The 13,242-nt window shown below is 56.3% G+C and carries 10 protein-coding genes; 9 read left to right on the forward strand and 1 reads right to left on the reverse strand.

The genetic code is table 11. The features are described from left to right. Positions 1 to 24: 24 nt before the first annotated feature. Entirely contained in the window at positions 25 to 324 is a 300-nt protein-coding gene (locus ABDZ81_RS14785) for a hypothetical protein (RefSeq protein WP_343774779.1), read from the reverse strand. 1,573 nt (positions 325 to 1,897) lie between these two features. Here ABDZ81_RS14785 and ABDZ81_RS14790 point away from each other — a divergent pair. From ABDZ81_RS14790 to tatA, 9 genes are all read left to right on the forward strand, one after another. Further along, a complete protein-coding gene (locus ABDZ81_RS14790; RefSeq protein ID WP_343774780.1) occupies positions 1,898 to 5,599 on the forward strand; it encodes a hypothetical protein in 3,702 nt (1,233 codons plus the stop codon). A 687-nt stretch (positions 5,600 to 6,286) separates the two neighbouring features. Continuing rightward, positions 6,287 to 6,670 carry a DUF8023 family protein gene (locus ABDZ81_RS14795; RefSeq protein ID WP_343774781.1) on the forward strand — a complete coding sequence of 128 codons (384 nt, stop codon included), beginning with the start codon at positions 6,287 to 6,289 and terminating at the stop codon, positions 6,668 to 6,670. Positions 6,671 to 6,678: 8 nt separating this feature from the next. Next, entirely contained in the window at positions 6,679 to 8,700 is a 2,022-nt protein-coding gene (locus ABDZ81_RS14800; protein ID WP_343774782.1) for a twin-arginine translocation signal domain-containing protein, read from the forward strand. A gap of 1 nt (position 8,701) precedes the next feature. Further along, entirely contained in the window at positions 8,702 to 9,943 is a 1,242-nt protein-coding gene (locus tag ABDZ81_RS14805) for a hypothetical protein (protein ID WP_343774783.1), read from the forward strand. Positions 9,944 to 9,958: 15 nt separating this feature from the next. Beyond that, positions 9,959 to 10,132 (forward strand): hypothetical protein, encoded by a 174-nt coding sequence (locus ABDZ81_RS14810; protein ID WP_343774784.1) that lies wholly within the window; start codon positions 9,959 to 9,961, stop codon positions 10,130 to 10,132. Between the two features lie 24 nt (positions 10,133 to 10,156). After that, positions 10,157 to 10,945, forward strand: a complete 789-nt coding sequence (locus ABDZ81_RS14815; protein WP_343774785.1) for a DUF8063 family protein — start codon at positions 10,157 to 10,159, stop codon at positions 10,943 to 10,945. Next, the gene (locus tag ABDZ81_RS14820) at positions 10,942 to 11,835 is read left to right on the forward strand and encodes a hypothetical protein (RefSeq protein ID WP_343774786.1); all 894 of its coding nucleotides are present in this window, start codon (positions 10,942 to 10,944) and stop codon (positions 11,833 to 11,835) included. Before ABDZ81_RS14815 ends, ABDZ81_RS14820 begins: the two co-directional genes overlap by 4 nt. Continuing rightward, positions 11,828 to 12,898: an AAA family ATPase gene (locus tag ABDZ81_RS14825; protein ID WP_343774787.1), complete on the forward strand. Its 1,071-nt coding sequence runs from the start codon at positions 11,828 to 11,830 to the stop codon at positions 12,896 to 12,898. Before ABDZ81_RS14820 ends, ABDZ81_RS14825 begins: the two co-directional genes overlap by 8 nt. A gap of 158 nt (positions 12,899 to 13,056) precedes the next feature. Next, positions 13,057 to 13,242, forward strand: a complete 186-nt coding sequence (gene tatA / locus ABDZ81_RS14830; protein ID WP_377073875.1) for a twin-arginine translocase TatA/TatE family subunit — start codon at positions 13,057 to 13,059, stop codon at positions 13,240 to 13,242.

Genomic DNA, 13,242 nt, shown 5'->3' on the forward strand with positions numbered 1-13,242 from the left:
GTCTGACCGAGCCTGCGCGACCGGCTAGTATAAGACTGTAGACCAGGTCTCGTCCGTCTCGAGCGGCGTTTCAGCACCGAGCGCCCGCCACCCTTCCTCAGTCAAGTAGTAGTGCTCATCCATCAGCGGATGCTCTATCATCCCGAGTTCGGTTAGGTTGCTTCGAGCAGTACGGAACGTCTCGAGGTCGAACTCTCCGCGACGATCCGCGAGCACGGCTTTGAGTTTGTGGTGGTCGATAGGGTGATGGTAGGCGACCGCGCGCAGCATTTCTTCTTCGAGCGACCGACCGGCCATAGCTTCTGTTGAGTTGGTCAGGTTCATGTATACGATTGGTCTAAACCGGGTGGAAGGAGACTTACGTCGAGTCTAACCCCGGGTTCGACGGGAGGAAACCACCATCCACGACCGCCAAAACAAGGGGCGAGTCAGTCTATGCGACATTCCGGGCACGTCCACGGGTCGATATCGCGGTCAGGAGCGAGCCAGGAATCGAGGAGGTCGAGTCCGGCACGGTCGCCGCAGTTGTCGCACCGCAGTGGCTCGCGGTCAGGGTTGGGATCTATGTCGACTGCTGTTTGGTTATGTGTATTATTCATCGATGGTATAGTATGGTAATATAGGGCGTGGCGAGGGTTAACACTGTGGGAAGGAGCGGGACGGCCACCAATGATAACGTACACGACCTGGAGCAGTCGCACGCGAAACAGGCCGTCCCACCAGCATCGTGTCACCGGCTAGTCTTAATTGTAGGGACTGGGGAAGATAGCGTCAGTCACGAAACGCCCTGTGCCTATTCGAGCGTGTCTTTATACAGTCGTGAAGCGAGGTCGGGTCTTACCAAGTGACGAAGTCAGGTGTGCGCTTGCACAGTAACGAAACGAGGAGTGCATCGAGAACAGCGAAAGAGAAAGGGGTATGTGAGAATCCAGACCAGCTACGTTGAAGCTAGCATGAAACTCCCTCAAGAGAGGGAGAACGGAAACCAAACGAACAGTTCGAGGGCGGCAATTATCTGTGACGTGATCCTGTCAAGGCCCAGCTCTGTGGGCATGTGATGATATGTCTCGCACACCAATAAATTCCACGCGAATAAGTATAGAAGAAATACTAGCCGGCGAACGCCTACCTGCCGGTAGCGAGTTGAGTCAAAACGAGAAATCGGTGGGGCACTACTCCCACCAAGCACGCATCATGGTGATGCGAAGCGGCTAACCCACTTCACTATCAAGTAACACTTCCGCGCACTTAAAGGCAGGGGCGATATCGACGGTTCATACACCGTACAGACGCCTCTACTACGTATCGAGTCGGGCGGGGCACTACTCCCGCCCAGGGTGCCCGCCTCATGGTGATGGAATCATCTTTTCTGACGACGGGCCTGGAACGACGATCAGTCGTCCCGACTGAACATATGTTGTTGACGGGTTAAGTCAGTATCCCTATCACTGATTTAACGCAGTTCACACCGAGAATCGGGGAGGTGTTAAACTCAAAACCACCAGGCGGCGAGGCGGTCTTAACGCATTTAACACATTTAACACCAACTGAGAGGGGTGTGTATGAGTTCTCGTCCGACTCTCTGTCTCTGTCTCGCTCTCTGTTTCTCTCTGTACCTACACGGGGTTCAGATTTGGTGTTAAATGCGTTAACTGGGGGTCGAATCCGTCTGCTATCTTGCGCTTTCTGATTTAACACCGGGGTGTTAAACGCGTAGTTCGGTTCACAGTCGGTCAGACTGGATACACTGGAAGTGGGAGTGTACACTGGAAGCGAAGGTGTACACTGGAAGGACAGGTCAATCTGCCTAAGTGTTTTATGCTCCCAGGGAATACCTGATGGTAAGTGAGGTCAGCGGGGCTGCACTCCCCGTGACGACGCCTCATGGTGATGGAATATGAACGCACAAACCTCCCTGGGGGACTTTAGCGTCTCCCAGCACGACACAGACGAATCGACAACAACCAACACAGACGAACAAACCGGTCACCGCGTGGTGACCGACGGCGGTGCCGACGCCGATCTCGACTTCAACTACGACGAACTGCGGTACATCCGCGTTGCTGACGGTAAGAAACAGCCCATTGACGCGTGGGGTGGATATTCGCAGGACTTCGAGGATGCAGACGATGTGTACATGCACGAAGAAGTGTGCGAGTCAGATCATGATGAATGGGGGGTCGTCGGTATCGATGCTCCTGATGGTCACGACTGGTACACGTTCATCTTGGATATTGACATTCACAAATCGGACGACTACGATGTAGACGACATCGTCGTTACTGATGCAGAGGATACACCGATCGTCAAGTCGCAAAACGGTGGAGTGCACGTCTACTTCGCGCTTCACGAATCAGTGAAGGAAGCAGATATTGACCTTGTACACCCGTGGATCGACCTTCAGGGTAGTGCAACGAAGTCCCACGTTGTGGCACCCCGCAACATCCCTGGCTGTGAAGGCTCAGACTATGATTTGGTGAACGACACCGAAATCCCGGTGTTCTTCTCTGTGGGTGAGGTGCTCGACCGTGTCAATATTGGTGGTGAACCTATCGGCGAGCACGACCCAAGCGACCCGCTCGACGTTGATTTCGAGCGCGGAGAAGCGCCTGACGAGATGCCGACGTGCTACTACTCGGCGCTCTCATTCCGTTCCTCAGAAGCGCGTGAGGAGCACCCGAACGCGTTCAAAATCGACACGTTCGCGGGTATGCTCGGGCTCGCCGCTGGCTACAGTGTCGATGATGTGACTGAGCACTTCGGGGAGTTCGCGCCGCACGGTACTGAGTTCGACGAGCAGCTGACGCGCGACCATCTGAAGAAACTGGCTCGGAAGCTGGATAACGGTGCTTTGGTGCCGCCGGCCATCAGTACGCTGCGCGAGCACGGGATTCTCGCCGCTGGCGAGTCGTGTACGTGTAGTATCGAGTACCACGGTAGTGCTCCTTCCCCGAAGACGTCTGGCACGTCGGGCGGTTCGAGTGAAGGGTTCCACTCCGCGAGTGACCTTCAGTTCGACGGGAACACGTGCGGTTGGTACGATGAAGTCAAGCGCGACGACGGGTCAACAGAATATGTTTGGCGTGAGGTGGCGAACTTCCGCCTTGAGGCTCTCTCCTACTTGTTCGAGGAGGGGGAGCGCCTGATCGAACTGCGCGTGATTCCCTCGACTGGCGAGGAGAGCTACGAGGTGACGGTACCGGCGACGGTGTTCAACGACGTTCGGAAATTCAAGAACAACGTTGTGACCGGGATTACGACCACATGGAGCGGGAGTGCTAAGCGCAACCACCTCGATGAACTGCGGAAGCTTGTCGGCTCCCAAGATGCTCCCGTTCGGCAGGGCGTGAATTACCTGGGACTGAACCCGGAAACAGGTGAATTCCTGACTCCGAACGGTGTCCTGACCGAAGGCGGCTGGACGGACGACCCTGAATCGGTGTTGATTGACGGTGGTTCGACCCCGGAAGCATCCTGGGATCTCGACCCGGACACGCACACGGAGTACGATGCCGATGAAGTGCTGGATATCATCGACCTTGTGACGTCGATGCGGAACACTGAGCGGTTCCTCCCTGTGCTTGGTTGGCTGTATACGACTCCCGTACGCCCCTACATCCAGTCCTGGGAAGGCGAGTTTAATTCTGTTCACGTGTCGGGCGAAACAGGGAGTGGAAAGTCAACCTCTCTCAGTATTCTGTCAGAGATGGTGGGGCTGAATGGTGAACCGATGAAGGTTGACGACACGAAATTTGCGATGGTGCAGTCGTTCTCGTCCACTCGCTCGGTGCCATTGTGGTTTGACGAGTACAAGCCGTCAGACCTGAAGGATTACGAGGTTGACCGGTTCCAGAACTTGCTGCGTGATGCAACTAAGGGGAACCAAGCATCACGGGGGACACAAAGTCAGACGACCAACCAGTATCCAGTGAAGGCTCCTGTTATGGTGTCGGGGGAGCAGCGTCTGCAAGGGTCTGCGGAAGAACGGCGGAGTATCGTGACACGGTTCCTGAAGAACGTGCAGGAAGAAGGCTCTGAGATGAACATCGCGTTCTCGAAGCTCACCGGCAAGGACTATCGCGGTGAGAGCGGCGATCTGCGCTATCCTCAGGAACGCGACCTATCGCAGCACGCGTTCGCATACATCCAGTTTGTTCTCAGTCTCGATGAGAGCGAACTCCGTTCTCTCTGGCGGGAGTCGAAGGAACACGTTGCCGATCTCTTGGAGACCGCTGGTATCGAGGGAATGGAGTCACTGCCACGTCAAGGGCTTCAGACGATTCACTTCGGTATCACGCTTGCTGAGAAGTTCGCAGAATCGATGGCTGAGGAAGCCGATGCGTCTGCGGATGTTATCCCATCCCCTGACGAGCTTGATGAAGCGATTCTCTACAGTGCAGACGAAATGGGTGCCCGCGAAGATGGTCGGAAGAACCACCTCGATGACTTCATTGAGCTCGCTTCCCGTGCTTCGCAGGCAGATTATCTTGAGCGAGGGACGCACTATACGGTGGTGAATGAAGGTGCGCCAGATGAACAACTGGCGTTCCATCTGCCGTCTGTGCATGATGCGGTGTCGAAATACGCCCGTGACCATGATATCACCGGTGTTGACTTGTTGAACAGTGCTTCTGACTATCGTGACCATATGCAAGAACACGCGGATAAGAACGACAGCTACGTCGTTACTCACTCGCAGGTGACGCCGCCACTGAACCGCTGCGCTCGCATTGATCCAGAACACGCTGCGGACACTCTGGACTTCAACCTGAGAGCGTTCGGGTTGGGGGACGAACCGGTCGTTGAAGAGCAGTCGCTTGAGGCGGCTGCGACGCCTATCTCAGAACTTTCGACGAGCGGGAATCCGTATGCGACAGTTACGGTGCAGTGCCTGTCGTGGCGTGAACCCATGAGCGAGAGTGGCCCAACCGAGCAAGGGGCGGTGTCGGACGCGACTGGAACGGTCGATATCGTTGACTGGATGGGGGCGAGTCTCGACGATTCGCTTGAAGAAGACGAGTACTACGTGCTGAAGGACGTGCGGGTCAGCTCGTATAACGACGCCATCCAGCTCGAGGTCGTGCAGGGAGTGACCGAAGCGGAGACCATCCAGCAAGGCGTTGGTCACACGTCGCACGCTGATGCGGGAGAGAACCAGGCCATGGATGCCGTGGCTGATGGTGGCCGTGAAACAGACACGGATGGGCCAGACGCTGACGACGATCCTGCCAATGAAGACAGTTCATCGGACAGTAGCGACGATAACGACGATGGCTCTGGGGAAGACACTACCTCTACTGAGGAAAGCTCGTCAGAAGCGTCTCAGAGCGAGTCTGACAACACTGGTGAGACGCCGTCTGATTCCAGTGGCATCGAACATCAGGTCGCAAGCACCGTCTGGGAGCTCTCAGACGGGATTATGACTGGTGTCAAGCGCGCAGCTATCAAGGGTGAGGAACATCCGATGGAAGGTGACCGTGTGGATGAAATCCTCGACCGCCTGCTCGACGAGGGTATGCTGTACCTTGGCGGTGATGGTGACGAGAGTGTTGTCGGTGTGACGGCGGATCTGCGCGACTTCGTTCAGGCCGACGACTGACGTTCGCCGGCTAGTTCTTTTCAGTTATTTGATGTAGCGTTTGGGGCTCGCGTCTGTACCCCCTTGGCTTCTGGTGGACACCGTCGTTTCCAGTCTGTATTTCTGCATGGTACCCTATTCCTTGGTTCCATTTGAGCGGGTTTTGGCGGTGATCCGCGCGAGTATTTTCGAGAACGGGCGTCGTTCTCCGAAGATTCCGGGTTAATCAACGGTATATTGAAATCGGCAACAAATGTAGCGACGTGACTTCGGGGTGTATTTGGGAGGAACAGGGTTGTTCTGCGAATATATCGCACGTTCAGCAGGTCGTATTTAAAGATGGTGCGCCGTCACTACCGTTGTCGCGACCACATCGAGCGCTCAATTCGGCAGAATCTCCCGATCTACGCGGTGTTTTGCCCCTGTCACATTGGTAGCGAGTACTAGCCGGGCGGTTTCTGCGGTGCGGGTGCTGTGGGGTTATAATATTTTGATTTGAAAGACCGCTGATACTGGTTCGAGGGGGTCGAATCGAGTCTTACCAAACCGTTGTCGACGACGATTACCACCCAGTTCTATTACCTACGCATAAGCCTTTAATTCAATCAGATACTCTTTTGAAATGTTGATACAGTCGCCCCGCTCCGACAGCCCTCCAAACTGACGGAACACAGCGAGACTCAGTCGGCCAAAACAACAGAACAAAACATGGTAAGCAAACAAATCGACGGAATCGACGTCCCATTCATCGCCATCTACACGCTAATGGGCGTCCTCACGACAGGCATCGGCACATTCACCCTCTTCGGGTTCGACTTCAGCGCAGTCCTCACAACCCTCGTCGGGTTCGAAGTCACCGCTGCGTTCCTCGTCAGCATCATCTCCATCGTGGTGATCGGTGCGACGAACGAACTCGACCCAACAGACCTCGCAACAGAACAACGCGCCCTCCTCGGCGCGACACTGTTCGTGATGGTCATCAGCTCCTGGGTACCCGAAGTACAGAGCGCAATCACCGGCAGCGACATGATTGGCCTGCCAGTGTTCGTGCTCTACACCGCAGCAGTAGGCAGCATTTCCTACCTCGGGTGAATCGAACTATGAATAGTGAATCGACCAACGAAAACGAACGCGGAACCGACCGCCGAACCTTCCTGAAAGGCGTCGGTGTGACATCAGCAGCCGCAATGACCGGTGGCGTAGCCTCCGGAACCGCTGCTGCTGAAAGCACCACCACGTCCACCAGCGACAGTGATGGTGACTGGCTTGACGGATTCGGATTCGGCGGCGACAACGCCACCGCATCCGCGAAAGCACTCGGATACACCGCCATCGGCCCAATCGCCAAGGAAGCCGGCGAGTTCCTGTACGGTCAATACCAGCAGGAAATCAGCGAACGCACGGCGCAACAGATGGAACTCGACCACTACGCGTACGTGCAGCAAATCAAGCGCACCCTACAAGCGCTCATCAAAGAGAACTACAACTCGATTCAGCTGGGTCAGCACAAAGCAGTCGCTGACGCCAAATGGGCCGTATACGAGGCAATGCAGAACGACGCCGGAGTATCCACGTCCGGTCTGAAAGCCCGGCAAGCGACGTTCGACGCCGGGGCAGTGTTCGAGAAGAACTTCCTCGTCGCGCTCGAGGAAGCCTACGCGAAACTGCACTCGATTCGAGACCTGCAAGTCACTCATGAGGGTATCAGTGACCCTCACATCTGGTTCTACACCGACACAGACGGTGACCTGAACGAAGACCTGCACAGTCTCTCTGACGTGGATGTCACGCTGATGAACGGCGAGACCTTCAGTACGAAGGCAATCAGCACCGGTGCACAGCACGACAGTGCCCTGAAAGGGTACTACGTACACCCGTACTTCCACGGCGTCTCACTTAGCGACGGGTCGGATCTGAGTGATCACATCACCGATCCACGACCGGACACGAATACAGGCGAATACTCCCTCCGTTACCAGCATCAGTATCAGTGGGACAACAACGGCGGTCACATTCTCGGGTTCGAGTACGACGCCTACGACTCGAACAATCCGGCGATTCAACCGTTCGCAGTCGTCGAGAACCTCGACGGTATCGGCGACGTGCTGATTGGCGAGAGCCAGCATCTCTCGATGTACGTCGCCTCCATTCTGCGAGAGCGCTACATCACCCTCGCCAATGAGATGCAGACCATGGGCGAGAACGCCTACGAGGCGTACGAGAACGGTGAAATCGAGCCAGACGATATCATCGACCCGTACATGGCCGCGCAGAACAGCGCCCAATCGTGGCGCGACACCGGCCACCACGGGTACGCGGCGTTCATGGCTGCGATGGAAGGGTACAGCAGTGACCTTTCCAAGACGTTCAAAATCAGCTATTACGACGCCAGCGACCAGACTACCTCGACCCTCACAGGGAATTTGCTGGCTGACCCGGACACGATGACTGCGTCAAAGACGCAAACCAAAACCATCGACTCCTGGACGTTCAGTGACCGGCTCGCTCTCTCGCACGATTCGGAGTACTTCGACCACCGTACCGGGTACACGGTACGGCACGTCGATAGCTCCGGAACCTCGACCACGCTGAGCGAAGGCGACGACTACTCGATCTCCTGGCAATCAGGGAACGAGAACGTCGTCATCAACAGCGACGGCAGCAACATCGGCTCCGTCACAGAAGGGTCGGGGTCAATCGAAGTTGATGTGACCGCGAAGGTATCGACCTCGGTCACATGGAAGACCGGGAAGACGTACTCCGTCAGTCGAGACGGCCAGTACGTCTTTGCGAAATCGAAAGACGACGGCGGTGGCATTCTGTCGATGGACAAGGGTGACGAATTCACAATCGAGAAGATGTGGAACTCGGACAACCAGGAAATCACGAACGTCACCGCAGGAACGTACAACGTCCAAACGAGATCAACCGCCGGGCTGTACGAGCAGCTGCGGCAGATTCTCAAAGCGCAACAAGACCTGAACCAGACCAACGCGACCGTTGGCGGTGGTTCAGGCAGCAGTAACGGATTCAATCTCTCCCAAGACCAGCTGCTCGGGCTTGCTGCCGGAGTGAGCGGTCTGGGAGTGCTTGCGTATCTCTTCAATGGAGGTAACAACTAAAATGACTCACAAACACAACTCACAGAAGATCACCGCACTCGTACTCGTCGTCGCCATCACGCTCTCCGTGGTGTCGATGGCGATCGTCGCGAGTGCAGCAGTAACGACTTACACGACAGAAGCAGGGAACGCCTCGGACAGCCAAATTAGCGTGTCTGTTGCAGACGCGTCGGCTGCCGACGGTGATCCTTCGACACACGAAATCAAGTACAGAATTAGTGAAGACAGCGGTACCTACGACGCGACCATCGACAAGGTCGAATTCCAAGACTCAAATGGGAACGTCGTCTCCAGTATCCAACCCGGAACAACGATTAGTGCCGGCACGGAGACGGAGTTCACCAACGGGCCGCATCCGGGTGACTCAATGACGTCCGGGACGATGGTCGTCTACTACACCCACAACGGCACGTCCTACTCCCTCGCAGTGCCTGTTGACATCGACAGTGACGACGACGGCTACCTCAACAGTGCCGACAAGTACCCGTCCATCGCTGCGTTCACAACCACACACGACGCTGTGTACGACTCTGACGGTGACGGGACTGCTGATCAAAGCCCGGACAACCTCACGGCGACTTTCGACTCCTCGACAGGGAATGCGACGGTCAGTATGTCGGCAGACACTGACGGTGACGGGACGTACGAAACGCAGCTGCTGTCCAAGGACATCGACACGGCCACAACCACAACTGTCAGTACAGATGTCTCCGATGTGAACGCATCGAGTTTCCAGATCGAAACGCACGGCCCGGCAACGGTCAGTGGTCGCGGCATCGAATACATGGCAGATGCTGACGGTGACGGTATCGCTGACAGTAACGATGCGTACCCGAACACCGCGAAGCAGACGTGGACACTCAACCGCACGGACGGTGAGTCCGTCTACAGTGCGTTCGTCGAAGCACACAACTCCAGTAACGGTGGAACCGTTGAGCTGTCGGTGCACGGTATCAACCAGACCGACGGCAACACGACGAAACTCACCACGAAAACCGTCACGGTTGGTAGCGACACCACGCTCGTTGAAGCCGACGTCGGTGACGGGAATCGCACGTTCGACGCCTACAAGGTCGAATTCCACGGGAACGCCACGCAGGTCAACCACGGCCTGATTTACGAGGCGAACTCCGGCGGTGGTGGTAGCACTGACGGAGGCACCTCCCTGAGCCAAGAGCAACTGCTCGGCGTCGGTGTAGCGATTATCGGCGCTGGCGCGCTCCTGGTGTTCGCACGGGACTAACGAGGTGAACACGCTATGTGGTTCCTCCTCCCGTTCGTGTTCGATATCCTGGGGTCGCTGCTTGACGCGGCGAAGCCGATCATCCTGATTGTCGGGTTGGTCGTGCTGGCCGAGATACTCGGCATCCCGGCTATCGACATGATTATCGGGACGATCCAAGGGGGTGGTTTCCCCAGCATGACCCACTAAACGGGTTGATTTTTGGTGATACGTATGAACGTAAGCAAGCAATATGTAGTGATTGTGCTAGCGATTTTGGCGGTGAGCGGTGCGACTGGCGTTGTCGCAGGCGACGAACACACGACGACTGTGGCGCCCTCCAACAACAGTACGACGACTGCGACTTCGACGCCGACAGCAACGTCTACTCCAGCAGAGACACCGCGAGAAGATTCGGCTAGCACGACACAAACGACGGAAACGACAGGCGAATCGGTTCAAGAACAAGTGAAAGACGAAATTCCTGGCGGAGAATCGACGACAAGCTCCGATGCAGCGTCTGGCGGCCAAGATTGCATTCAGGTCACGGTGAACAACGGAGACACCACGACGAAAGAGTGCGTCCCAAGGTTCTACCACCGCGTAGACCCAGCGACAGAGGTAGTTGCGGTAGACTGGGATAGCGACGTAGTCACGATTGTAATCGACTCAGAACGCCCACAGCAGGTCACTGTCGTCGATACCAACTCAATCGAGAGTTCCGGGTCTGGTGACGTCACGTACGTCCAAGAGACGCTGTCTTCTGGGCGGAACGTTATCCGTATCCAGGCCGCCGAGGAATCAGGTGACAAGACGCTCACGGTCGGAACGAGTGCTGACCTTGACTACCTGTCCAACCCCGGGGAGCCGTTCCTCGAGGATGGTCTCCGTACGTCGCTCCTGTATATGGCAGCCCTCGGTGGTTCCCTCGGGTCACTACTCGTAGCGACGCTGTATGCCTACTACCGGTGGCGTAAGCTGCAAAATGGATGGACTGACGTCCTCAAGGAATACAAACCATGATTCGAGAGAAACCGACACCGACGCGAGAAGAAGTGCTGGAGACGCTTCGCGTAGACCGAGCGAAAGCTGGGTTGAAGCAAACAAAGATCCGCTCAGGTGCGGCGCTCGTCGCTTTGGCGATGATATTCCTCGGGGTGTGGATTCTCCTTGGGAACAAAATCGTCATCAGCGACGAAATGAAGGTGCTGATCGTCTCTGCAATCGGGATCGGCATCGTCAGCGCTCCGTACATGATTGCGTTCGTGAAGAAACTCTGGAACCCTCCCCAAGTGTTCGTTATCCGGGTGAACGTCACGAAGAAGGACATCATCCGAGTGTTCACGGGTGCGCCAGACCTCTGGGACGACGTCGATATCGTCTCCGGTGAACCCTACGAGTTCGCCGTTGGTAACCGAATGTGCTACGTCGTTGTTGACTTCGAGCACACCGACGATATCCCGGAGAACCCTCCCGAAGGTCACGAGCACGAAGAACTCGCCAAACACGTCCCTGACGACGCGAGTGGGTACGTGGCTACAGGGTCGTGGCTCGGTGAAGCCGACGACGCTGAAATCGTGCAGGATCGGAATCGTATCGAAGAGAATCGGCGTCGGAACGACGTGTGGGCGCGTATTGGCGAGAAGATCTACTCGAACATCGAGAAGATTGGCCGGAACGCCGAACACCGCCATCACAAACAGCTGACTGACCACTCGATGGAGTCGAGCCTGTTCAACGGCGGTTCAGGCATTAAGGACGAAGTGATGGACGCTGTGCCCGAGCTGCGAGAGCTTGAGGACGGCAAAACGATGGTGGAGATTATCGAGGACGAAGTTGACCGGCAGATGGAAGACCTGAACACTGCCGACAACACGTCCGGTGCCTCCCAAGGGGTGAGTCGTGATGAGTAGTGACGACCGGTGGGTGTCAGCGGAACTGCGTGAAGCCCTTGCTCGTGGTGACCTACCCGCGCTCGCCGAGGCCGGACTGCTCGAGCAGCAAGACCTCGAATACTTGCTGTCGTTCAAGCGGTCGGTAGAGGATGCTGAAGACACCGACCGCTACCAGGAACTACTGATGCAGGCAGTTTCGAAGAAGATCAACAAAGCGGTCGAATACGGGAATTTGAGCGTGATGAGTCACGCAAACGGAATCTCTCAAGATCGCGTCGATGCATCCACGGTAACCTTCCGCGATAAGATGGAGGAGCTGTGGAAGCCACAGGACAGAGACCACATGCTCAATCTTGTCATCTACGCCCCGCCTCCACCTACCGGCCCAACGGGTGTCGGGAAGACTGACACAGCCTACACCCTCATCGAAGGCGGTGAGCTGGTGCACAGTGAGTACGGTGGGCTCACGGCAGCGTCGAACAACACGACTGACCCGTTCGACGACGTACAGTCGTGGACAGAACTCGAAGACTGGCTGGAAGCAACGGACGGGACGAAGGTGTTCCTCTGGGACGAAGCGGCGCAAGTCCTCCAGTTCGACGATATCAACGCTGGCCGGGCGCTCTCTCGCCTCATTAAGCTGCTCCGGAAGTACGAGTGCCACCTGATCCTGATTGGCCACACAGGGAAGGACATCCCGAAGGACGTCCGTCGAATGGTGCTGTTCTGTCTCAAGGAGAGCAAGTACAAGGCGGAAATCGGGGCTGGTCTCGAAGAGGATCAGGCCGGGTGGATGCAAATCAAGAACGTGCTGTTCCGGCTCGGAAACATCAAAGAAACCGCGATTGACTACGAATCGATTGGTGACAAGGGTCACTTCACGTTCGACGACGAGGAGGGAGACAGTGGGTCGAGTGTGAATAAAAAGCCGGAGTGCTGGGCGCTTTCGAAGCGCTCAGGTAACGTTTGTGGAAACGACGCGATTACACCGGAGGATGACCCTGTCCTGTGCGTGAATCATCGTAGGGCGGATGTTGAGGAAGCGAGGGAGCGACGAGAGAACTCCGAGTCTGGGAGTTAACGTCCTTGCTCGCGTGCGCGCTCGCCGCGCGCTTGCGTGCGATTGGCGGTTGGATACCCCCTCCCCCTCTCCCGGCAGTGTCCGGGACTATTTGTTGTTATGCAGTCAGGGTTATTGGCAACGAAGAATGAATTTCTATCATGATACAAAATACTGTAATGTTCGTTGGCGGATTGCCCGGTGGGCCAGAAATGCTCGTGATTCTCCTGCTAGCGGTGTTGCTGTTTGGTGCGAACAAAATCCCGAAGCTCGCACGCAGCAGTGGACAGGCTATTGGCGAGTTCAAGAAAGGGCGCGAAGAGCTTGAAGAGGAACTGAAGGAGTCGGCGAGCGAGAGTGAGTAG

The organism is Natronoarchaeum mannanilyticum (genome assembly GCF_039522665.1).
GTDB lineage: Archaea > Halobacteriota > Halobacteria > Halobacteriales > Natronoarchaeaceae > Natronoarchaeum > Natronoarchaeum mannanilyticum.